Annotated in this window: 22 protein-coding genes, 2 pseudogenes and 1 CRISPR repeat array; of the genes and pseudogenes, 14 read left to right on the plus strand and 10 right to left on the minus strand. The window is 67.7% G+C overall.

What is annotated here, in order from left to right; all coding sequences use genetic code 11:
- Window positions 1-44: 44 nt before the first annotated feature.
- The 6 genes from ACIRU3_RS45585 to ACIRU3_RS45610 form a co-directional block, all read right to left on the minus strand.
- Window positions 45-2,723 (minus strand): lantibiotic dehydratase, encoded by a 2,679-nt coding sequence (locus ACIRU3_RS45585; protein ID WP_404070050.1) that lies wholly within the window; start codon window positions 2,721-2,723, stop codon window positions 45-47.
- Window positions 2,724-2,807: 84 nt separating this feature from the next.
- Entirely contained in the window at window positions 2,808-2,951 is a 144-nt protein-coding gene (locus ACIRU3_RS45590) for an FxLD family lanthipeptide (RefSeq protein WP_404070085.1), read from the minus strand.
- Between the two features lie 932 nt (window positions 2,952-3,883).
- Entirely contained in the window at window positions 3,884-4,087 is a 204-nt protein-coding gene (locus tag ACIRU3_RS45595) for a DUF5999 family protein (RefSeq protein WP_404070052.1), read from the minus strand.
- Window positions 4,088-4,095: 8 nt separating this feature from the next.
- The gene (locus ACIRU3_RS45600; RefSeq protein ID WP_404070054.1) at window positions 4,096-4,545 is read right to left on the minus strand and encodes a DUF6302 family protein; all 450 of its coding nucleotides are present in this window, start codon (window positions 4,543-4,545) and stop codon (window positions 4,096-4,098) included.
- Window positions 4,546-4,601: 56 nt separating this feature from the next.
- Window positions 4,602-5,039: a DUF6415 family natural product biosynthesis protein gene (locus tag ACIRU3_RS45605; protein WP_404070056.1), complete on the minus strand. Its 438-nt coding sequence runs from the start codon at window positions 5,037-5,039 to the stop codon at window positions 4,602-4,604.
- Window positions 5,036-5,536: an ATP-binding protein gene (locus ACIRU3_RS45610; RefSeq protein ID WP_404070058.1), complete on the minus strand. Its 501-nt coding sequence runs from the start codon at window positions 5,534-5,536 to the stop codon at window positions 5,036-5,038. Before ACIRU3_RS45610 ends, ACIRU3_RS45605 begins: the two co-directional genes overlap by 4 nt.
- A 275-nt stretch (window positions 5,537-5,811) precedes the next feature.
- On the opposite strand from ACIRU3_RS45610, the gene ACIRU3_RS45615 reads away from it, so the two are divergent.
- Both ACIRU3_RS45615 and ACIRU3_RS45620 read left to right on the plus strand, forming a co-directional pair.
- Window positions 5,812-6,696, plus strand: coding sequence for a DUF5753 domain-containing protein (locus ACIRU3_RS45615; protein WP_404070059.1), 885 nt, complete (start codon window positions 5,812-5,814; stop codon window positions 6,694-6,696).
- A gap of 31 nt (window positions 6,697-6,727) precedes the next feature.
- Window positions 6,728-6,940: a DUF397 domain-containing protein gene (locus tag ACIRU3_RS45620; protein ID WP_404070087.1), complete on the plus strand. Its 213-nt coding sequence runs from the start codon at window positions 6,728-6,730 to the stop codon at window positions 6,938-6,940.
- A gap of 47 nt (window positions 6,941-6,987) precedes the next feature.
- Here ACIRU3_RS45620 and ACIRU3_RS45625 read toward each other — a convergent pair.
- The 3 genes and pseudogenes from ACIRU3_RS45625 to ACIRU3_RS45635 all read right to left on the minus strand — a co-directional run.
- Window positions 6,988-7,098 (minus strand): annotated as a pseudogene (locus tag ACIRU3_RS45625) (transcriptional regulator); the annotation flags it as partial.
- Between the two features lie 55 nt (window positions 7,099-7,153).
- Window positions 7,154-7,795 carry an HAD family hydrolase gene (locus tag ACIRU3_RS45630; RefSeq protein ID WP_404070089.1) on the minus strand — a complete coding sequence of 214 codons (642 nt, stop codon included), beginning with the start codon at window positions 7,793-7,795 and terminating at the stop codon, window positions 7,154-7,156.
- 174 nt (window positions 7,796-7,969) lie between these two features.
- A pseudogene (locus ACIRU3_RS45635) lies at window positions 7,970-8,215 on the minus strand (recombinase family protein); the annotation flags it as partial.
- Window positions 8,216-8,819: 604 nt separating this feature from the next.
- On the opposite strand from ACIRU3_RS45635, the gene ACIRU3_RS45640 reads away from it, so the two are divergent.
- The 12 genes from ACIRU3_RS45640 (at window position 8,820) to ACIRU3_RS45695 (ending at window position 20,181) form a co-directional block, all read left to right on the plus strand.
- A complete protein-coding gene (locus tag ACIRU3_RS45640; RefSeq protein WP_404070061.1) occupies window positions 8,820-9,362 on the plus strand; it encodes a hypothetical protein in 543 nt (180 codons plus the stop codon).
- Window positions 9,356-10,243 (plus strand): ATP/GTP-binding protein, encoded by an 888-nt coding sequence (locus ACIRU3_RS45645; protein ID WP_404070063.1) that lies wholly within the window; start codon window positions 9,356-9,358, stop codon window positions 10,241-10,243. The genes ACIRU3_RS45640 and ACIRU3_RS45645 overlap by 7 nt, the downstream gene beginning before the upstream one ends.
- A 65-nt stretch (window positions 10,244-10,308) precedes the next feature.
- Window positions 10,309-10,971 (plus strand): SAF domain-containing protein, encoded by a 663-nt coding sequence (locus ACIRU3_RS45650; RefSeq protein ID WP_404070091.1) that lies wholly within the window; start codon window positions 10,309-10,311, stop codon window positions 10,969-10,971.
- A complete protein-coding gene (locus ACIRU3_RS45655; RefSeq protein WP_404070065.1) occupies window positions 10,971-11,798 on the plus strand; it encodes a hypothetical protein in 828 nt (275 codons plus the stop codon). Before ACIRU3_RS45650 ends, ACIRU3_RS45655 begins: the two co-directional genes overlap by 1 nt.
- Window positions 11,788-13,281: a CpaF family protein gene (locus ACIRU3_RS45660; RefSeq protein ID WP_404070067.1), complete on the plus strand. Its 1,494-nt coding sequence runs from the start codon at window positions 11,788-11,790 to the stop codon at window positions 13,279-13,281. The genes ACIRU3_RS45655 and ACIRU3_RS45660 overlap by 11 nt, the downstream gene beginning before the upstream one ends.
- Window positions 13,278-14,228: a type II secretion system F family protein gene (locus ACIRU3_RS45665; protein ID WP_404070069.1), complete on the plus strand. Its 951-nt coding sequence runs from the start codon at window positions 13,278-13,280 to the stop codon at window positions 14,226-14,228. The genes ACIRU3_RS45660 and ACIRU3_RS45665 overlap by 4 nt, the downstream gene beginning before the upstream one ends.
- Window positions 14,225-15,109, plus strand: a complete 885-nt coding sequence (locus ACIRU3_RS45670) for a type II secretion system F family protein (RefSeq protein WP_404070071.1) — start codon at window positions 14,225-14,227, stop codon at window positions 15,107-15,109. Before ACIRU3_RS45665 ends, ACIRU3_RS45670 begins: the two co-directional genes overlap by 4 nt.
- A 42-nt stretch (window positions 15,110-15,151) precedes the next feature.
- Window positions 15,152-15,367 (plus strand): hypothetical protein, encoded by a 216-nt coding sequence (locus tag ACIRU3_RS45675; RefSeq protein WP_404070073.1) that lies wholly within the window; start codon window positions 15,152-15,154, stop codon window positions 15,365-15,367.
- Window positions 15,368-15,444: 77 nt separating this feature from the next.
- A complete protein-coding gene (locus tag ACIRU3_RS45680) occupies window positions 15,445-15,792 on the plus strand; it encodes a TadE family protein (protein WP_404070075.1) in 348 nt (115 codons plus the stop codon).
- A 5-nt stretch (window positions 15,793-15,797) separates the two neighbouring features.
- The gene (locus ACIRU3_RS45685; RefSeq protein WP_404070077.1) at window positions 15,798-16,250 is read left to right on the plus strand and encodes a TadE family protein; all 453 of its coding nucleotides are present in this window, start codon (window positions 15,798-15,800) and stop codon (window positions 16,248-16,250) included.
- Window positions 16,247-16,696, plus strand: coding sequence for a pilus assembly protein TadG-related protein (locus tag ACIRU3_RS45690; protein ID WP_404070079.1), 450 nt, complete (start codon window positions 16,247-16,249; stop codon window positions 16,694-16,696). The genes ACIRU3_RS45685 and ACIRU3_RS45690 overlap by 4 nt, the downstream gene beginning before the upstream one ends.
- A complete protein-coding gene (locus ACIRU3_RS45695) occupies window positions 16,696-20,181 on the plus strand; it encodes a hypothetical protein (RefSeq protein ID WP_404070081.1) in 3,486 nt (1,161 codons plus the stop codon). The genes ACIRU3_RS45690 and ACIRU3_RS45695 overlap by 1 nt, the downstream gene beginning before the upstream one ends.
- 24 nt (window positions 20,182-20,205) lie before the next feature.
- On the opposite strand, the gene ACIRU3_RS45700 is transcribed toward ACIRU3_RS45695, so the two are convergent.
- Window positions 20,206-20,298: a DUF6221 family protein gene (locus ACIRU3_RS45700; protein ID WP_404070083.1), complete on the minus strand. Its 93-nt coding sequence runs from the start codon at window positions 20,296-20,298 to the stop codon at window positions 20,206-20,208.
- 253 nt (window positions 20,299-20,551) lie between these two features.
- Window positions 20,552-21,368: direct repeats of the CRISPR family, unit length 29 nt; unit sequence CGGCTCACCCCCGCTCGCGCGGGGAACTC.
- Window positions 21,369-21,484 lie beyond the last annotated feature (116 nt).

The following is a 21,484-nucleotide window of genomic DNA, read 5'->3' on the forward strand; positions in this document are numbered from 1 at the left end:
CTTCGTCATCCCCATGGGGAATTCGGTGAAATCGGGATGCGTCATTACATGAGACTCAAACCACCCGGGGGTGGGGAAAACCGTGACCGCGCACACACGGCGAGCTGCTTCACGATCGTGCGGGAGTCCTCGCGGAACACCGACTCGGCGGCGTCCCAGGCCACGCTGGCGCCCCAACGCCCCATCTCACGGTAGGAGGTGGGATAGCGGATGTCGGACAGGAGTCCCGCAGAACGGAGTTCGTCAGCCCAAACGCTGACTGCCCGCGCAGTTTCACCGAAGGCAGCGGGGTCCGGCAGAGCAATGCGCACCCTGAGGTGATGCTCAGGATCGCGGAAACGGATGAACCACCACGGTGGGGCACCCAGCCGGTCCAGCAGCCTTGGAAGATGCTGACCGAGCAGGACATCTTGACGGCGCAGATCGCCGTAGAGAGTGGCCAGCAGCAATGATGCGGTACCGGCCGTTTGGATCTGCGTCCGCGAGAAGATACGAGACGCCGTAGGAGTTGGCAAGGGTGGCCAAGCTGGGGGCCGAGTCGCCTTGAGCGGCACGATCACCTCGTGTGCTCGTCCACCGCACCACCCGTAGGCGGCACCGTCCGGAGCTTCAACAAGGACAGCGGAACGCGCCCGGTTCAGATGCTGCCGCAACAGCACGCGATGCCCGGTCTGATCAAGATCGAGGAGTAGGCGCCTGTCCCCCTCAGCAAGGCAAAGGCGGCCGGGTGCCCGCCGTCGGCTCCGCCACTGATCGAGAGCTTCCTCCCACTCGTGCTGCGGCCGGGAGGGTCCGGGCAGCTCGACCGCGTCCAGTCGCCACTGCGCTGGGGAGAGTACCGTGCGTCCATACCGCACCCGAGGCAGGAACGGCATCGCGTTCGCGGCTCCCCAGTCGAACAATGTGACCTGCGCGCATTGGGCCCGAGGCAGTTCGGTCAGGAAGCGGACCAGGGGCGGGGTGTGCTCCCGAAGGTTCAGGGCGTGCATACCCACGGCCTCTACGCGGTAGCCCCGTTCGGGCGCGGCCAGGTACATGCGGCGGCCGTCGCAGGCCACCGCCAGGTCTTCAGGTGTGAGCACGTCCGCACCTGCCTCGCAACGATGCTCCTGCACACCGATCACGGTGGGCAGCACCTGCGGGGTACGTGTGACATGGGCACTGATAGAGCGCAGCGGCGGGAATGACAGCTGGGCAGCAATGGTGCCGGCGTCCGCCGCCGGCAGGTCGGCAAGCTCGGCGGCAAGCAGCTCGCGGTCCTCGGCGGCCAGCACGCTGAGGAACCTTCCTGTGGTGACGCCGGCGCCTCGGGAGACATTCATGACCTCCAGGCGGAAGTGCCCGCGCTGAAGATCCTCCGCGCTGGCAGCGTGCACTCGGACACCCACCTCGATGTGCGGGGGCACTCGCGGATGCTCCGGCCCGATGTCCATGGCCGCGATCAGGTCCTCAGTCAGGACCACCTCCTCGCAGTCGTCGAGTACAGCAGCCTGAGCAAGGTGCATCAACGTGTCGTCTCGTGCGGAGAGTCGGCGCCTGCGATCGTCGGCTGCCGTGCCCGGATACCCGTCGGGGAATCCCGTGCCACTGTCCGCGACAACTTCGCGGAGCGGCACCAACGTGCCGATGCCATACCGCTCATAGAACCGACGCTGGTACGCCTTCCAGGCCGCAGTCCCGTATGGGAACGGGCTGACTCGGGTCAGAACACTGGCCGCACGCTGGACCTCGCGAGCGACGTCCTCGGGCAGGTCGATCCGCGCATCGAGGCGAAGGTCGATGGCCAGCGGGTGGCGGCGCAGCTCCGGCACCAGAGCCCTCATGTGCGAGGCGGCACGGGTCCGGGCGCTACGAACGCGGCAACCGCGGAGGTCGGCCTGCACAGTATGCAGTGCGCTCACCAGATCGGAGACGGAAGCCACAGTGGCAGCTTCGACAGCAACAAGCTGGCCGAGGAGATACTCCAGGGCATCGGTGACGGTACTCGGTGCACGCAAGCTCGTGATCAGCACTTGGTGCCGAACCAGATCCCGTACCAGCCGTCGTGCCTTCTCGGCTCCGGCCGACGGGAAGTCTGAGGCGAGCTTGTCGGCGAGGACACCGGCACGCACCGGCTGTCGGCTTGCATCCAGAACCGTCCGCACCGGTTGCGTTAGGGCAAGGGATGCCTCGACAGCACGTTGCCGAGAGTCGGACTGGTACGGAAGGACGAGGCGACCGCCACGCTCGGTGGCAGTGTTGTTGCAAGTCACCAGAAGGCGATCCATCAGTTCTGGGCACGACTCCAGCCGCTCGACGACAGCCGCCAACCACTCTGCGCTCGCCCGACTCACGACTACGTGATCAGAGCCCCATAACGCGCCCGCTCGCGAGCCGAGATGGGCAACTGTCACGCCGGCGAAGAGGCCGTACGGCGTCGCCCGATGTTCGGCACGCAACAGGTAGCGGCTCACGGCCGTGGCCGCTCGGCACACATCCCGTTTCGATGGGCGGCCAGATGAAGACAGTGCCCGTACCTGGGAAGCGAGAGCAGGACTGGCGTGCTCCAGAGTTTCGGCGACGTCCTGATGAGACCAGACTTCCCGCAACCAAGTGAGCTGAGCCGTCGTACTTGCAGGCGTCGAACCCCCAAGGTCAGGGCACGGACCGACCGGAAGACTCGGCCAAGCGACCGCGCGAAAGAGAGCGGTCTGCCCTGCTTGGTACGCGGTGCTTGATGCCATCACGACCTCCGTCGTCCAGGGGGGCGACCGGTGCCTTCACCTGACAGGCAAAGGCACCGGCCTGGAGCGAACGTGTGCCTACAGTCAGGCCACGTTGGTGGTGCACGCGCCGCAGGTCGAGCCGCAGCCGTCGTCCGTCAGGCTGACCAGGCCCGCGGGGTCGGAGACCTCGACGAGCGTGACGTCCAGGTCGAAGCCGTCCGTGCTAAACGCGCCCTGCGGCTGCATCTGCGTGGCGTGCGTAATCTGAGGGCCCATTACAACTCCCCTTTCTCGAAGCTGATTTGCGGATCGTTGTGCTGCCGGACACCTGCATGAGCGTATGAGGACAGCTACGCCGCAGAGGTGCTTACCGGCCACCGCCCGAGGGGCCATGCCCCGCGCGTGGAACGTGCGGGGCCGCGTGCCCTCGAATCGGCGTTCTTGCGCCGTCCCGATGAACCGGGCTCCAAGCAACCGGTCCACCGGGGCGACCGTCTATTCGGGGGTCGTCGCGACCTCTTGTTCGAGATCGACGACGGTGACACCGCGTAGCTCGCGCACGAGTTGAGACGCCAGGAACCAGGGCCTGAGCAGATGCTCCTTGTAGGACATGGGCCTATCCCTGGCCTCGTCGCTGACCCTCACGGGAACGGGTCTCATGCCGTGGCCGGTGGTGTAGAGAGTGCCGATTACCCCGTACAGGTGGGGCACGCGCACCCGAAGCGCCACGGCTCCGGCCCTCGTCAGGTGACCACACTGCTTGACCGCAAGCGCAGCGCATTCAAGACATAGAGGGGGCTGCCAGGTACGGGAACCCTCCAGCAAACCAGGCCCCGCGGAATCATCCGGCCTCGGTGCCCGGAACAGGTAACCGCTGGCGGTACGGCTGGCCGGCTGGACAACGCACACCTGGCACCGGAGTCCACCCATCGTCTCGCGCTGCCGGGACGGATGTACGTCCCCCCATCGCGGAGGGCCGACGGGCCAGCCGTCTTCGCGAGTCTGGGAGCACCGCGCCCAAAGGACCCCTTGATCGTCCCGGTCCCTGGGGCCTTCGTCCAAGTAACAGAGCCCTCCTCCGCCAGGGCGACGGCCCAGCATCGCGGCGAACTCCGGGTCCTCGCCACGCCGGGCAGTGACGTACGGAACGACGGCGGACCACGGAACGGAAAGGGTGGTCATGCCGCGGCCCCCATCCCAGTCGTGAGCGTCCGTTGCGGCGCGATGATCTGGCCGTTCGGCAGCAACTCACCAGTGTCCTCGATGAGAAGGACGCCATTGCAGAGCAGTGTCCAGCCCTGGGCTGGGTGGTGGGCTGCGGCACGGGCGGCTTCACGATCCGTGGCGTCCGCTGTCGGACATGGCGGTTGGTGCTGGCACATGGGACTCCTCATCGACAGCCCCTCTCCACCAGCTCGTCTCGGGGGTCCAGTACGCGCTGGCGGAGAGGGAGATCAGAGCCGCTGGCGGCGGCTGAATGGGCATCGCAAGCAGGCTTGGAGGCGACGCAGTACCCGAAGAAGCGAAGGTGTTCGGGGGCGCCGACAGGACAGTCCGGGGCTTGCTCTCCCCACTCCACGAGCCACCTCTCGCCGTACACCGAGCCAGACAAGCCGACCCGGAGCAGGGGGAACCCCGACCGCCCGAGGAGCGCGGTCCTCAACGCCCGGGCGACCGTCGCTGATCCCACCTCGATGCGTACTCCGCGTCGGCACCCACCCACGGGGACTGCCAGGAGCGGGGCCCGAAAGATGCGGACGGCCACGCTTCCGAGTAAGAGGTCCGCGTCGTGGAGCCGGGACGCCACGAATTCGTAGTCGTAGGCGTCGAGCGCGGGCAATAGTTCGATGGTCAGCGGCGAGGACGCACGGTCATGTTGCTCAGCGGCTACTCGGCTCACGGCATGTCCTCCAGCAGCTCGTCGAGCAGATCTGAGACGGCCATCGCAAGGCGGCGAAGATGCGCGAGAGCCGGAAGGAAAACAGGGGGGAACCGCTCCACTAGCAGGCTGCGGTATGCCTCGACCGTTGCGGGGCGAATTCCGCTATGGGGGTGCTGCCGGGCTACGTACATGACGCGCCGGAATACCGCGTGCAGACGTGGTGTCAGTTCCGAGACCCGAGCCGCCTCTAAGTCGGCGTCCTGTCCGAGGATGGACTCCAGGTCCTCGAATAGGGCGTCAATGATGGGAACATCTGGCGACTCCAGCAGGAATCGCTCTCTCACTCCGGCGAGCACTCGCGCCTTGACCCGGTCGTCGGTACGGTAGGCCGAGTTGGCGCCCTGGCCGGCTTGCGAGGCGTCCGCCACGGGGGCGAGCGTCGTGCTGGTCATTGGCCGTTCCCGCCCTTCGGCAACTGGAGGGTGCACCAGGTCCTCGTTCCGTCCGAGCTCACGCCCCAGGACCGCGCGAGGGCAGCGACGATGAACAGGCCGCGACCGTTGAGAGCGCCCAGGTCGGCGTCACGGAACTGGGCACGCTCAGGCGAGCCGTCGTCTACTTCCAGCACCAGTACCTCTCTTCCGATCACCAGGCGGAAGACGATCTCGCGCTCGGTGCCGTGCCTGAATCCGTTCGTGACGAGTTCACTGATCAGTAGCTGTGCGTCATCGACCAAGGCCGAATAGCCCCAAGCGTTCAGCTTGGCCCTGCCAATCCGGCGGAGCCGCCCCACCCAGACCGCGGTGGAGCTCGGCATCTCACCGCCTTCTGGCGCGGACTCGCGTTCGATGGTCAAAGCAAGGTCGTCGAGGATGGCGGGTATGGCGTCCGTCGGGCACCCAGTGCGCAGCTCCTCAAGGATCTCCGGGCCTAGTGCAGTGACAGACATGGCTCACTCCTCCGCAGCTCAGAGGGGCAGCGCAGCCTGAACCCCACCTAGCCTGTAGATCGGATTCGCGTCTTCGCTGCCCGCATTCATGCTGGCTCAACTACCGTGGCTTCTAGGCGGGTTCATCTGCAACCGCATCTGCTCTGAAAATTCAAGGCAGATGAGATTGGACTATGCACGAACCTGCACAAGGGGCTGTCAGTCCAGAACACGAGGTGCAACACTCTGCACACGGCACCTCAAGGTCGGCACACGGACACAGGGAGGGCGCACAGGTGGCAGCGAAGCGGGGGGCGACGGGAAGGCGCCTCGAACTGGGCCTGAGGCTGCGGGGCATCCGAGAGAGCATCTTGATCCACGGCAAGCCGATGACCCGCAAGGTGGCGGTGCAAGGCACCAAGCTCTCCGAGGCCGCTCTCCAACGCATCGAGACTGGTGGCCTCAACTTCCGCAACGTTGGCGACCTGCGGAAACTACTGGCCAAGTACGGGGTGGACGATGAGGAAACCATCGACTCCCTCGTCGAGCTCAACCGCGACGCGACGAGCCAGGACTGGGTGACGCGCTACCGGGGTCAGATGTTGCCGACCATGAAGGGATTCGTGGGGATCGAGGCCGAGGCTCAGGAGATCCGGGTCTACCACCCTCAGGTGGTTCACGGGCTCCTCCAGACCGAGGGGTACGCGGAGGCGATCTACGAGATCGAGAAGCCGATCGAGGAGACCACCAGCGAGTTCAACCGCGTGAACGTGGCGCTTCGCATGGAGCGCAAACAGCGCGTCCTGGAGCGCGACCCGGACCCGGTGAAGCTGTGGGCGATTCTCGGCGAAGCGGGCCTGAGGTACATGATCGGCGGTCCCGACGTCATGCGTGATCAGTACGAGGAAATCACGAGGCTGTCGAAACTCGACCATGTCAAAATCCAGGTGCTACCCATCAGCGGTCGGGGGTATCGCGCGAGCAGCGACTTGGCCATCCTCGACCTGGGTGACGGACTGCCCCCGATGGTGCAGGTGGACAACGCTTGGGGTGCGGTCTCGACTTCGGACAAGCCCAAGGAGGTGGCTCGGTTCACCCGTAGGTTCAACCAGATGATCGCCTCGGCGCTCCCTTCCGAGGAAACACCCGAATTCATGCAACGACTAGCACGAGAGTTGTAGAGCCATCGACACTCACATCCCAGCCCGTGAGCTGGCACCCGAAGATGCCTGGTACAAGTCGTCGTACAGCGGCGGCTCAGGGAATAGCTGCGTCGAGATCGCCGATGTGATCGCTACCCGCGGTGTGGTCGGCGTTCGCGACTCCAAGGACCCGAGCGGCCCGGCCCTACAGTTCAGTCCGGTCGGCTGGTCTTCGTTCGTCGGACTGGTTCGCTCAGGCGAGGTCGGCTTCCGCGCAGTCTGACGTCCGAAATCTGCTAACGCACGATGGTGGCCCTCCTCTGGGGATTAGAAGCCGCTGCGGCGCTCAGCTGGCAGTTTGGCCGGAGGCTTCCATTCGTGAGCGACGTCGAGGGCTCTGGAAACGTGGTCCTGGCCCAGGCTTACGGCGACGGAGACCTTGAAGCGCTGCGTGTACGGGAACGGCCCCACCATCCTTGGCGGGGCCGTCTCCTCTTCAGCTCCCGGCGATGCCCACCAGTTCGGCGAGGCTGTCGATGTGCCAGTCGGCCACTCCCGCAACATCTGGATCGGCCGCCCGCAGGTAGCCCCACGGACCGCGCCGCAGATGCGCCACCATCAGCCCGGCCGCCTTCGCGGGAACGACGTCGTTCGCAGGGTGATCGCCGACGTAAAGAGTCCGCTCGGCAGGCGCCTCGGCCACCTCCAGGACCCGCTCGAAGAACCCGCACCGCGGCTTTGCGACACCCCACTCTTCCGAGGTGGCAATTAGGTCGGCCGGAAGATGCAGGGCACGTAGAAGCTGGCCAGCCTTGACCGTCTGGTTGCCGGCGATGACTACGCGCACTCCCATCTTCCGGAGCGCGGTGAGCGTCGGGCGTACGTCGTCGTAGAGGTCTTCCTCGCCGAGGACCTCGCCACGACCTGCCGCCTCACGCGCGCTGTACTCTGCGGCAACATCGATGCCGGGGCGGATGAGCCTCAGCGCCTCGGCGTTGTCCAGGCCCTGAGCCACGACGGAGCCGACGAGTGCGGACAGAGTGTGGCGGGGGACGCCAAGCCAGTCAGCCCAGGACGCCCAGTACCGGTCATCTCGGGTGATGGTCTCGCCGACGTCGAGCACAACGGTGTCAATCACGTTGCGCGAGCCTACGGGGTGGGGCGCCGTGCCGTCGCCCACGGTCAGGTCAGACCGATGCCGCGTCTCCGGCCCGGTCTCGCGACTGATGGCGCCCTTCGTCTCCTGCGGCCGCGACACCACCCGCAACGAGCACGAGGTCACTCCGCGAGGTGCGGACACATGGAACCCCAGACAGCCGCCCGGGGTCGTCGTGTCCAACGCCTCATGGAGCGGCTGGAAGCTGATGCTGCGCTTGCGCAGGCCAGAGACGGTGGTGGAGATCAGGTCTTGGATCCGGCGGCCCAACCGGTCAAGGGAGGGCACCACCAGGGTGTCGCCGGGGCGGAGGTAGCCGAGGCACTTCCACAGCTCCTGCCGCTCCGCGTTCTTGCCCAACTTCTTGGCGGTGAAAGCCCGCACGCAGGCGGCTGTCTCCAACGCTGCGATCTACCGATCAAGCAACTGCCCTTTCGTGGAGACGCGCACATACCCGACCCGGGCACCAGAGCACTGGGCTCCTCCACTCAAGGCAAGACCGCCCGGAGGGTCGCTGCCGTCGTGCCTGGCCCTGCTCCGCTGCGCGACACGTAAGTACCTACTGCCCGACGCGAGACATCTGACACCACCCACGACTGACCCTCGTCACCAAAGGAACCAACTGGTCGGTTTCTTGTTTCCGTGAACGAGTGCACCCAGTTGAAGTCGTGGGCCCCACCCGGATCGATTGCAGGTGAAACAAGCGAAGACACAGCACTACAAATCGACACCCGGTTTCGAAAGTGACCAGCTACGCCCCGAGTTGCACGCGTCAACTCGAAGATTCCTCTGGGAAGTTGACTGACACTTGCGTAATCTTGCGGCTACGCCAACGCATCACCACAGCTTGCTCCGGCCACTGAGAGTGGGTTGCCTCCTCCAGGCAGCCAGCACAACGACCATCGCGAACCGCGCCATACGGGGAGACAAGGTGACACGAGCATCACGACTCCGAACCGGGCCCGTCCCTGTTCGCATCCGCAGGTACGCAACTGCCCTGCTCGGCTTGAGCGTGCTGGCCACGCTGCCCGGATGTGGCGGCAGTGACAGCTCATCACAGGACAAGGCCAAGGAGAATCAGACCACCAGCGCTGTTCCGGCAACAACGCAACCCGCGTCGGCGGATCCTAAAGCCGCGGAGAAGAAGGCCATCCTGCAGGCCTACGACGCCTATTGGGATGAGCAGGTCAAGGCGTACGCCCAGGCTGACATCAAGGGTACTGATCTCAAGAAATACGCCACGAAGAAGGCGCTGACGCGTGCGATGGGCGACCTGCTGGTGATGCGAAAGGCGGGCACGGCCACCACAGGCAACCCGGGTCACAAGGTTGAAGTCACATCGCTGACGTTCACTGGAAAGATCCGTAAGGCCAGCCTCCGAGATTGCCTCGACATCTCGACCTGGAAGACGGTGAAGCGGGAAACGGGACAGGTCAAGCCCTTCCCGTCGAATCAGCCTTTGCGGTACGTCACGGCTGTGTCCGCGGAGAAGTGGGGCAAGCAGTGGATGATCACCGACGCTGAGCCTGACGGGACTCGAACATGCTGACGCGTGCAGCAACGGCCTCGACACTGCTGCTGAGTACGCTGTGCGTCCTGGTCGCTCCATTGGCCTTAGCCGATGACGGTCCGGTCGTCGGCGGTCACTGCGAAGGGGAGAGTTCGTGGGTCACGGTCTGTCGACAGGAGCCAGGTAGACCATCGGGCCACGGTAAGACGCAGAAGCTGTCAGGCAAGCGCGAAAACACGGATTCCAAGCCCCGCTTGCAGACGTGCGTGGTGGAACGTCTGGACCCGCAGCCTCCGGCAAGCGACCCGGTCTGGAAGGGGCACAAGTCCGCAGATGGGGCGATCTACGCCCGAGTCTGCCTCAGCGACGCTCTCGGCCACGCAGCAGGAGCGGACACGCTCCCTGACGTCTTCTGGGCCGCGGAGGCACCGGCCGTTAATGTGGACCCGGAGCAACTCGCACAGGAAGCCGTCGACAGGATGCTTCTGGCTGGTCCGGACATCGCGAACCCCACGCCGACTGGCCGGTACCTGGTCGGTATGCCGATGTGGATGTGGGTCAACGAGGGCCCTACAACCTACGGTCCGAACAAGGCTTCGGCTTCGCTCGCGGGCGTGACCGTCACGGCGACCGCCAAGGTCACGAAGATCGACTGGGTGATGGGCGACGGCAGCGCCGTGACCTGTCAGGGCCCGGGCACCAAGTATGCGGCCGCGTACGGCAAGCAAGATTCGCCGACGTGTGGTCACACGTACAAGCGCACCTCGCCATCCGGGCACGGCGGGAAGTACACCGTGATTGCGACCGCCACATGGACGGTGGACTGGCAGGTGAACGGCGGCGGAGAAACGGGACAGTTCACTGAGGTCAGGCGGTCCCAGCAACAGGTAGCGATTGGCGAGCTGCAGGTCGTCAGGTGAAGTCGCCGAAAGGAGGAGCGATGAGTAGGACGACACAGCGCACGGGTCCAACTGCTGCGTCAGGCATGCACACTCCGGTGCAGGCAACCGGGCCGGTGGCGCCTCCACGGGTCTCGGCGCGCAGGCGCCGTCCAAGCGTCATCGCCTTGTCACTGGCGCTGATCGCTGCCGGGGGCGTGGGCGTTGCGGTGCTGCTTTTGCAGGTGGGCCACCGGACGGAGGTGGTGACGGTGGTCCGGAACGTGCAGGTCGGGCAGGTCCTCACCAGCGACGACCTGGGTAAGGCATCCATCGCTTTGGACCCGGCCGTCAATGCGGTTCGCGCGGACGATCTGGACTCGATGGTGGGGAAGCGGGCAGCTGTGGAGCTCAAGCCCGGTTCCCTCCTGGCGCCGTCGCAGGTGACCAAGGACTCCCTGGTGAGGGCCGGCGAGCAGCTGGTGCCGATCGGGCTCAAGCCCGAACAGGTTCCGGCTACGGCGCTGGTACCGGGCCAGAGGGTGGAGTTGGTCCACGTCCCGGCCCAGGGCGAGACGGAGTCGGGTAAGACGTCCGATGCCTCGCCGCAGACCATCGAGGGGCGGGTCGTGAAGGCGTCCGGGGCTGCCCCCGGCTCAGGGATAGTGGTCGTCGATGTTGCCGCGTCCGCCGAGGATGGCCCCACGGTCGCCGCGTGGGTGTCGGCGGGCACCCTGCGCCTGGTACTCGCTGCGCCGGACGGCAACTGATGGCTGTGATCGCGCTGGCAGGGTGCAGCGGCGCGCCGGGGGTGACCACGAGCGCTCTCGCGTTGCTCCTGTCGTGGCCATTGGAGCCGGGCCGGCGGATGGTCCTGGCCGAGTGCGACCCGGATGGCGGGGCGGTGTTGCATGGGCTGCTGCAGGGCACGCTCGGCGACCGGTACGGGCTGCGCAATCTCTCGGTGGCGGCTCGCAAGGGTGAGTTCGGTGACGCCTTCTGGCGTCAGCTGATCGACCTGAGCGGCGAGGACGGCAAGCCGGAGCCGCCGCGCGACCGGCTGTTGCTGCCGGGCATCACCGACCCGGCGCAGGCTGCAAGCCTGGGGTCGGTGTGGAAGGCCCTGGCCGTGATCTTCCGCGGTATCGAGGCCGAGCACGGTCACGACGTCCTGGTCGACCTCGGCCGCCGGGGAGCGTTCGGGCCTTCCGGTGTCCTGGCCGAGCAGGCCGACACGGTGGTCGTGGTGGTGCGCAACACGCTGCGCTGCCTACAGGCCGCGCAGACGCGGGTGAGCGCATTGGAGGAACGCATCGGTGACGTCGGGCTGATCGTCATCGACGAGGGGCCCTACCCTGCGGGCGAAGTGCAGCGGGTTTTGCAGGTGCCGGTGGTGGCGACCTTCCCCTGTATGCCGAAGGACGCGCGTGTGCTGTCCGACGGCGCCGAGCAGCCCCGGCACTTCATCAAGTCGCCGCTGATGAAGGCTGCCCGTACCGCTGGCACGCTGCTGGTCCAGCGGGCTGCTGTGCGGCGGGCCCGCCTCGATCCGCGTGCCGCGTTGGCTGCGGGTGGGGAGGTGGGTCGTGCGCGGTAGGCCGTTGCACGCCGATCCGACGGTGGCTACGCCGCCGGGCCAGCCCCAGCAGGCATGGCCCCGCCAGGCGAACGGAACAGCTGCTGGCGCTGCCTCGAGTACGCACGCGGTCGGCGCCACCACGCCGCAGATCACCGTCGATTACAAGGTGGCCCGGCATATCGCGTCGCAGGTTGCCAAGCAGCGCGAGGAGCTGCTGAAGTTGACGCCGGATGTGGACCGGGCCAGCGAGGAGCAGCGCTGTCTGGACTGGATCAATGAGGCGGTGGCGTTGTGGTCGGATGCCCAGGCGATGACGCCGCAGGAAGACGAATCCCTGCGGCGGGCTGTGTATGACCTGCTCTTTCGGGCCGGGCGGCTCCAGCCGTACCTGGATGACGAGCGGGTCGAGGACATCATCATCCAGGGCCCGGACCAGGTGTGGCTCGACTACGGCGACGGCGAACGCCGTATGGTCGGTCCGATCGCAGACTCGGAAGAAGAACTGCTGGAGCTGCTACGTGAGTTAGCGAGAGGTTCCGGGCACAGCGAGCGGACCATCTCCACCGCGAACCCCACCCTGGCCCTGTCTCTGCAGGATGGCTCCCGTCTGCAGGCGATCACCGGTCTCGGGCCGATGACCTATGCGGTCATCCGCCGGCACCGGGTCTCCCACGCCGATCTCGACGACCTCGTCCGGCTGGGCACGATCGACCCGATCCTGCGGGAGTTCCTCGGGGCGTGCGTGCGCGCCGAGAAGAACATCATGATCGCGGGGAAGCAGAAGGCCGGGAAGACCACCCTGATGCGGGCGATGCTCAAGGAGTTCGACCCGCAGTGCCGATTCGCCACCATCCAGACCGAGGACGAGCTCTTCTGTCACGCCAACGGCTACCACCGGCAGGTCGTCTCCCTGGTGGGCCGCGAGTCCAACGGGGAGCGGGACGCCCTGGGCCGCAGCGCCGGCGAGGTCACCCTCCTGGACCTGATGCACCCGGCGCTGCGGATGTCGCTGGAGCGGATCGTGGTCGGTGAGGTCCGCGGTCCCGAAGTCGTCGCCATGATGCAGGCGTTGACGAACGGGTCGGGCGGCAACCTGTGCACGATCCACGCCCGCAGGCCGGACATCATCTTCGACCGGGTCGCCGAACTCTATGCACTCGCCCAGGGGAACCTGTCCGAGCAGCTCGCCTACCGGCAGACCGCCAACGGCCTGGACTTCATCGTGTACGTCGACATGACGGATGAGACGCAGATCGGCGGCCGCCGTCACCGCTACGTCTCCCACGTCCTGGAGCTGACCGGGATCGGCGAGAGCGGGCGTCCCGCCACCAACGAGATCTTCTCCCCCGGAACGGAGTTCGGGGAGGTGCGGGCGGTACCGCGGATGGACCCGGGCTGCATCGACGACCTGCGGCGCGTGGGGTTCGACTCCGCGCTGCTGCAGCAGCCGTACGGGGCATGGCAGGCGCCGCTGCCGTTGAAGGTGGGGGCGAGCCGATGATCCTGCTGTGGGCGCTCATGTGCGGTATGGCCGTCGTCGGCGGGCTGATCGGTGTCATCGCCGGCGTGGTGGGCACCACGGCACCGCGCAGGGCCCCGTTGCGGCAGCGGTGGCAGGCCCTGCGCGCCGGGAACAACCAGGGCGAGGACGCCCGGCTGCGCCGGCGCACTCTCATCGTCGCGGCGGTCGTGGTCTTCATGGCCGTGTGGCTGGTCTCGGGGAACTTCGTGGGCGGCGCGCTGCTCGGCGCGGCCGTCATCGGCGTGCCCTGGCTGATCACCCCGGCGCAGATCGCGCAGGAACGCATCGGCCAGCTGGAAGCCCTGAGCGAGTGGACCCAGCGCCTGGCCGGCCTGCTGCGCCTGGGCATGGGTCTGGAACAGGCGATGGTCACCAGCCGTCAAGGCGCACCGGAGGAACTCGCCGGGCAGATCATCAACCTCTCCGACCGGCTGCGCCTGGGCTGGCGGCCCGAGGAAGCACTCCGCGCGTTCGCTGAGGAACTTGACGACGTGAGCGCGGACAAGGTGGTTGCCGCACTCATCCTGTCGGCGGGCGACCGCGGACCGGGCCTGGCGCAGGCGCTGGAGGACCTGTCGGGCACGGTCCGCGACGAGGTCGCCCGCAAGCGCTCGATCGAGGCCGACCGCGCGAAGCCGCGGACCACGGTGCGGTGGATGACGATCATCACCGTCGGCGTGGTCGTGGCCGGGTTCTTCGTCCCGTCCTATACCAGGCCCTACTCCACGCTCCTGGGCCAGCTGGTACTCGCTCTCCTGACAGCCGCCTTCATCGGGGTGCTGGCCCTCATGCGGCAACTGGGATCCTTCCGCCGCATCCCACGCTTCCTCATTCCCGATGCCACCAGCACGGTCCGGCTTCCCCCGCCCACGCCAGAACCGGTCCTGCCCGTACCAGGTCGCGAGCCGGAGGGAGTACGCCCATGAACCTTCTGCCCGTCGTAGCGGCCGGTGGCACCGTCGGCGCCGGCCTCGCCCTGCTCGTGCGTGAACTGCTGTACCCGCAGCCCGCTCTGGGGCCGGCCCTCGCACGCAGCGCCCCGGCCGCGTTGACCAGGCCCGAGCCGGAACTGGAGCGCGAGGAGCGGTGGGGCCGCTGGCTGCTGGCCCGCCTCGAGCGCCTGCCCGGCGTGCGGATCCCTACCACGAACCTGGCCCTACTGGGCCAGGGACCGGACCAGTTCATGCTGAAGAAGACCGCGCTCGCCGGTCTCGGCCTGCTCTGCCCGACCATCGCGACGATCCCGTGGCTCATCGCTGGTATCTCCCTGCCGTTCTATGTGCCCGCCGGCGTCGGTCTCCTGGTCGCCATCCTGCTGTTCCTCACACCTGATCTCGCCGTGCGGGACCAGGCCAAGCGGGCCCGGGAGGAGTTCGCGCACGCCCTGTCCGCCTACTTGGACCTGGTCGCGCTCAAGCGGGCCGCGGACGCCGGCCCTGCCGAGGCGCTGGAGAAAGCCGCCGAGGTCGGCCGCGGCTGGCCCTTCCTCTACCTGCAGGGCGCCCTGCGCCGCGCCCGGCTGGAGAAGATCCCGCCCTACCAAGCGTTGACCGAACTCGCCGACGAGTACGACCTGCCCGTCCTGACGGACGTCGCCGACATCATGCGGGGATCCGCAACCGACGGCGCCGCCGTCTACAAGGCACTGCGGGCCCGCACCGCCGCCCTCAACGCCGAACTGCTGGCCGGCCAGGCCGCGGAAGCGAACGCTGCCAGCGAGAAGATGACCGCGCCGGGCGCCCTGCTCGCCGTGCTGGTGATGCTGCTGATGGCGTTCCCCGCGGTGATCCGCATGCTCACCGTCTAGAACCATCCCCCACTCGCCGAACTCATTCGAGGAGCACACGTCATGAAGTACACCGCCTTACGCACCTACCGTGCTGTGCACTGGCTGACCACCCGCATTGAGGAAAGCCTTAAGGAGGTCAGGAGCCGGCCGGACCGGGGCGACATCAGTACCACCACCGTCATCATCTGGGTGGCCGCCGTCACGGGCGCCCTGTTGATCGCCGGATCTATCGCGGTCGTGATCGCCAAGTACAACAGCAAACTGTCCGGGCTGTGATGTCCCCTCCGCAGCGCGTGACGGACTGGTGGCGGGGGCGACGATGGCACGACGACCGCGGCGATACGTCCCTACAGATGGCGATCGTCTTCCCGTTCGTTCTGCTCGTTACGGTCGCCGCCATTCAAGCCTCCATGTGGTACTACGCGCGGCAGATCGCCCTGACCGCTGCGCGAGAGGGTGTCACGGCTGCCCGTGCCTACCAGGCACGTCCCGGGGACGGTGCGGCCCAGGCACACAGTGTGCTGGAGCGGACAGCCGGTGACAGTCTGCGCGGCTACAGCGTCTTGGCGAGCAGCGACGGGCAGCGGGTGCGGGTACAGGTTTCGGGCAGCGCCATGTCGATGATCCCGGGTCTTTCGGGTCTGCAGGTCACCCAGTCCGCTTCGGGGCCCGTGGAGCGCTGGACCGTCCCGGGGGAGTGAATCAGATGCGATACCTGGGCCGTTGGGCTCGCATGCGGAGCGATGAGGGCAGCGTTGCAATCGAGGCTGCCCTCGTGCTCCCCGTGCTGATCATGTTCGTCTGTCTGGCGATAGCCGGCGGACGCATCGTCACGTCCGCCTCGAAGATCGACGCTGCTGCCGAGGATGCGGCGAGGGAGGCGTCGATTCACCGTACAGCGGCAGCCGCCCAGGCTGCTGCGCAGGCGGCGGCCGCCGAGTCTCTCAACGACCAGGGCATCACATGCGCCGCCACGTCCGTCAGCGTCAACGCCGCAGGGCTGAATGTGCCGGTGGGCCAGGTAGGGACCGTCAGGGTGACCGTGACGTGCACGGTCAATCTGTCGGATCTGCTCCTGCCGGGCGTACCAGGGGCCAAGACCCTCACCTCGACGGCAACCTCCGTCGTGGATCAGTACAGGCAGCGGGGTGAGAGATGATCTCGCGTTGGGTAGGCAAAGCACGCAGTGACGACCGGGGAGGCGTCACCGTGTTCGTCGCCGTGTGCGTCGTCGCACTGATCGGCATCATCGGCCTCGCCGTCGACGGCGGCAGCAAGATGCGCGCCACCGAACGCGCCGACTACATCGCCGGCGAGGCCGCCCGCGCGGGCGGCCAGGCTGTTGATCCCGCGGACGCCATCAGCGGCAAGGAGATCGTCGTGGATCCGCAGGCCGCCCAGGCTGCCGCCCAGGCCTACCTGCGCTCCGCCGGCGCCACCGGCGCAGTCAGCGTGTCCGGCGACGGCAAGACCCTCACCGTCACCGTCACCGGTACCTACGACACCAAGTTCCTATCGGTGATCGGGATCGGCTCGCTGTCGGTGACCGGCCATGGCAAGGCCACCCTCCTGCACGGCGTCACCGCACCCGACGAAGGAAGCTGATGCGCACCACCCACTCCCCCGCTGCAGCGGCCGGCCGCACCGTGGCCCGGCTCCTCAAGGCAGGCTTGAGCCTTCTCGTCCTGGCCGCCGCCATCGCGGGACTGCCGCTCCTGCTGGCCTGGGTCACACCCGTCATCTGGGCTTCCACCCACGACGACCTCGCGCATCTGCTGGACCGCCAGGACACCGGGGCGGCCTTCCTGGTGCTCCTCGTCGCCATCGGATGGATCGGGTGGGCCCAGTTCACCCTCTGCGTCGTGCGCGAGCTGATCGCGCAACTGCACGGCCGTACCTGGCATGCACCGCGCGGGCTGGGTGCTTCACAGCGCGCCGCGGCCCTCCTGATCGGCAGCATCCTGGTTCTCCTGCCCACGAGCTCGGCCCTGGCCTCCGACGCCCACGCCGCACCGTCTTCCACTGCGGGCCACGTCCCCGGCCAGACCCAAGGTCCGCAGACCGGCGAAGCCGATCAAGCTTCGTCGTCTGGCGCGAGCACTCCGAAGGCCCGCACCTACACGGTGCAAGAGACGCGGCCCGCAGAAAGTCTGTGGAGCATCGCTGAGCGGGAGTTGGGTGACGGCGAGCGATGGCGTGAGATCGCCGCCCTCAACGAGGGCCGCACCATGGTCGACGGCCAGGTCTTCAAGGCCAACAGCTTTCTGCAGCCGGGCTGGCAGCTTCAGATGCCCGATACCGTCGCATCGGCGGGCGGCGTCGGTACGCAGCTGGCAGACGCTGCTCCAGCCGCTGCCGAAGAGGGCAAGCACGTCGTTACGGTCCACTCCGGCGACTACCTGTCGAAGATCGCCAAGGACGAGCTCGGCGACGGCAACGAATGGCCGAAGCTGTTCGAGGCCAGCAAGGGCAAACCGCAACCGGACGGCCTGCCCCCCATCTCCGACCCGGACGTGATCTACACAGGACAGCAGATCACCGTGCCCAGCGCCGAACCCGAGCAGCAGACCCCGCCACCACCAGGTGACCAGGGCGACGACACGGGCGGCCAGCACTCCAATCCCCTGCCCACCCAGATGCCAGGCGACGAGCACCAACCCGGCGGCCATCATGCAGGAGGTGCGCAGCCGCCCGCGCCGACCCGAACCACCGCTCCCGCACCAAAGTCGCCGGCCCCCAGCACACCGACCGGCCGCCCCACCTCCCAGCCCGGGCAGGAGCAGGAAACGCCCTCCACATCGCCATCGGCTACGCCGCGGCCCAGCATCAGCGCCCCACCTTCCACCTCCCCTTCGGCGCCGGCAGAGCCATCCGCCTCTGCCCCCTCCTCCCCCGCTGCCACAGCGCCCCAGACCCCCGCCTCAGCTCCAGCCGGCAGCCCGCTGAGCCTGCGCACCGTACTCGGCGCCGGCGCGCTCTTGGCCGCTGCCGTCACCGGCGCGCTCGCCCTGCGCAGAACACTGCAGCGCCGCCGCCGCAAGCCCGGCGAGAAGATCGCCATCGCATCGGAGACCTCCCCGGCAGAGGCCCAAATGGCAGCAGCCGCCGAACCCGACGGCGCCGTGCGCCTAGACGTGGCCCTGCGCACCCTGGCCCACCAATACGCCCAGAAAGACACCGCCACCGACCTGCCACAGCTGCGTGCCGCACGGATCGGTGCACGCACCCTTCAGGTGCTGCCCGAAGACCTCACTCACGATCCGCAGCCGCCGTTCATGGCAGGGCAAGGCGGCTGGTGGACGCTGCCCGCCGACGCCACCCTCCTAAACCAGGAGGCCGCCCGCGACGTTCCGGCACCGTACCCGGGTCTGGTCACCATCGGCAGCACCGAAGACGGCGACCTGCTGCTCCTCAACCTCGCCCAACTGCCCGCTCTGCTACTGGACGGCAACCCCGTCCACATCACCGAAGTGTGCACCTCACTCGCCCTGGAACTCGGCATGAGCCCCTGGGCGGGTGACGTCGAGGTCGTCGCTATCGGCTTCGGCGAGGACTTGCCCCAACTGCTGCCCACCGTCCGGATCGCGCACATGCGACAGGCCACGCACGCACTGCGCGACCTGAGTGAACGGCTACTGGAAGCCCACCAGGTGCCCGAGACCCGTCATCAGCCCTACCTGCTGCTGTGCACGTCCTCTTTGGACCCGGACACCGCTTGGGAGTTCGCCGACATCATCGACAAGGCCGGCAGCACCCCCGTCACCCTCATCGCACCAGCAAGTACAGCCGCCACGCACTTCCCCGATGCCGAGATCCTCAACGCTTCCCTCAGCGACCCGCAACACCTCGACTACGCCGGCACCGAGATCACCGTGCAGCGCTTGGAGCACGCCGCATACCTGCAGATCACCACCGCCTTGAAAGTATCCGGGCAGCCACCCCACCCGGCCCAGGGACCCTGGCAGGAGGTCCCGGACGAACCCGACAGCCCGCAACAGCCCAAGCAGCCCGCACCCCTGGAGCCGGCCGCCACGAACGACTCTGCCCCGCTGCCCTGGCTGGCAGACGAAGGAGACCCGACCGCGGAGGTCTTCCCCGCGCTACTCGCCGCCTCCACGGATCCGGCTGGACTGCGGCTGCTGCCCCCCACCGAGACAGCGCCCGAGAACGACGAAGACACTCCCGAGCAGGTACCCGGCGCCGAACCGGTCGCCGAACCGGTCGCCGAAGCGGTTCCGGCGGTCGCGGACCTGGACGACAGCAGTGACGTCGACCCGGTCTGCCAGGCCATCGACGTCACTGAGGCGCCAAGAACGGAACACTGCGAAGCGCACGACCTGCACGCTCCTGAGATCCGTGTCCTGGGACCGGTCCAGGCAGCCGGCGTCGACAGCACCGGCCACGGCCCGAAAATGGCACAGCTGGCAGCACTGATGTTCTTCCGACCCGGACGCAGCGCCGACGCTCTCTGCGCAGACATGGACCCCATCAGCCCCTGGTCGGCAAGCACCCTCAATGCCCGCATCCAAGGCCTGCGCCGCTCCCTGGGCAATGACCCCGCCGGCAACCCCTACGTGCCACGCCGCCGATCCGGCGACGACCCTTACCGGCTCGCTCCAGGTGTGCGTTGCGACTGGAGCCGCTTCCTTCACCTTGCCGAGCGTGCCCTCCCCCTGAAAACGGCCGGCCTAACCGACCTGGAGGGGGCACTTACCCTCGTGAAGGGCAAGCCGTTCGGGGGAAAACCCCTGCCATGGGCCGAGCCCTACCAGCAGGAGATGATCACTCGGATCATCGACGTGGCGCACACGGTCGCCACCTACCGCACCCCCGCGGGCCCGCACCACGACCTCAGCTCAGCCCGGCAAGCAGTGGCCACCGGGCTCGAGGTAGACGACACGGCAGAACTGCTCTACAGGGACTGGCTCCGGATCGAGCACGCAGCCGGAAACCGCATTGGCCTGCACACCGCCATCACCCGCGTCCAACAGGTGAACCACTCCCTGGACTGCTCCCTGGAGCTGGAGACCGAACAGCTCATCAACGACCTGCTCAACGGCACAGGGGGGCAGGTGCCACAAATCCCGTAGGGCGGCCTGCCTCTTTGTAGGTTCCTAGGGTCGCCATGCCTCGCGGCAGTCGGGGTGCTCGGCGTACGACTGTGCAAGGACCGGGAGCGCGTAGACGAGGCCGGCCAAGCGCGGCAAAGCCGCGCCCGACGGAGGGCGGCATGTGGCAGCGAGCCTGGATCACCGACCATCGGCTCACCACCGTCGAGTTCGGCGGCCTCGACATGGCACGGGTTATCGTTGTCGTCGACCCTGCCGGCGGAGAGTCCGCGATCGGCGACGAGACCGGCATCATCGGCGCCGCGCGCGGCTACGACGGCCACCTGTACGTGCTCGAGGATCGCTCCGGGAGCATGGGCGCGAACGACAGGGGCCGCACGACCTGCGCGGGCGGCTCACCCCCGCTCGCGCAGGGAACTCTCAGCCTGCAGCCTGCGGGCGTGCCAAGCGTCCGGCTCACCCCCGCTCGCGCGGGGAACTCTGGATGATCGGCATCCTCTTCGTGGCCGGCATCGGCTCACCCCCGCTCGCGCGGGGAACTCGGCTCGTGGAACTGCAGCGGGGGCCAGACGGTCGGCTCACCCCCGCTCGCGCGGGGAACTCGACGAGGCCAGCGCCCGCCGCTGCGCTGAGGACGGCTCACCCCCGCTCGCGCGGGGAACTCGCCACCCCGGAAAGCAGCCGGCGGACGTACCGCGGCTCACCCCCGCTCGCGCGGGGAACTCGTCTCGGAGCCGCCCACATCGGTGGTCGTCGACGGCTCACCCCCGCTCGCGCGGGGAACTCCACCGGATCGCGTGGCGGGAACGCTGCGCTCGCGGCTCACCCCCGCTCGCGCGGGGAACTCGGCGACGGCGTAGGCGAGCTTGTCGGCGATCTCGGCTCACCCCCGCTCGCGCGGGGAACTCGGAGTCCGTACCAGCTGATACGTCCTCACCTCCGGCTCACCCCCGCTCGAGCGGGGGTGAGCCGCGGATGCTGTGGTCTTCGGTGGCGCTCTGGATATGGTCCCCGCGCGAGCGGGGGTGAGCCGCCGAGGATGTAGACCGGCTCTCTGCCGAAGAAATGGTCCCCGCGCGAGCGCGGGTGAGCCGACCAACTTCAGCAAACAGGCGTGGCGGTACGCATGGTCCCCGCGCGAGCGGGGGTGAGCCGCAGCTGCGGGACAGCGAGGACCGTTCCCCGAAATGGTCCCCGCGCGAGCGGGGGTGAGCCGCCCGCCGCCCGATTAAGAACCCCTAACGAAATGATCTTCGAGGTGGTTGGATCACTCCGAGCTCGATGATTTGGGGGTGCGGGGTGGCTCGGCCGAAGCCGTGGGAAG

Origin of the sequence: Streptomyces sp. NPDC101151 (genome assembly GCF_044768335.1) — a bacterium.
Lineage (GTDB): Bacteria > Actinomycetota > Actinomycetes > Streptomycetales > Streptomycetaceae > Streptomyces.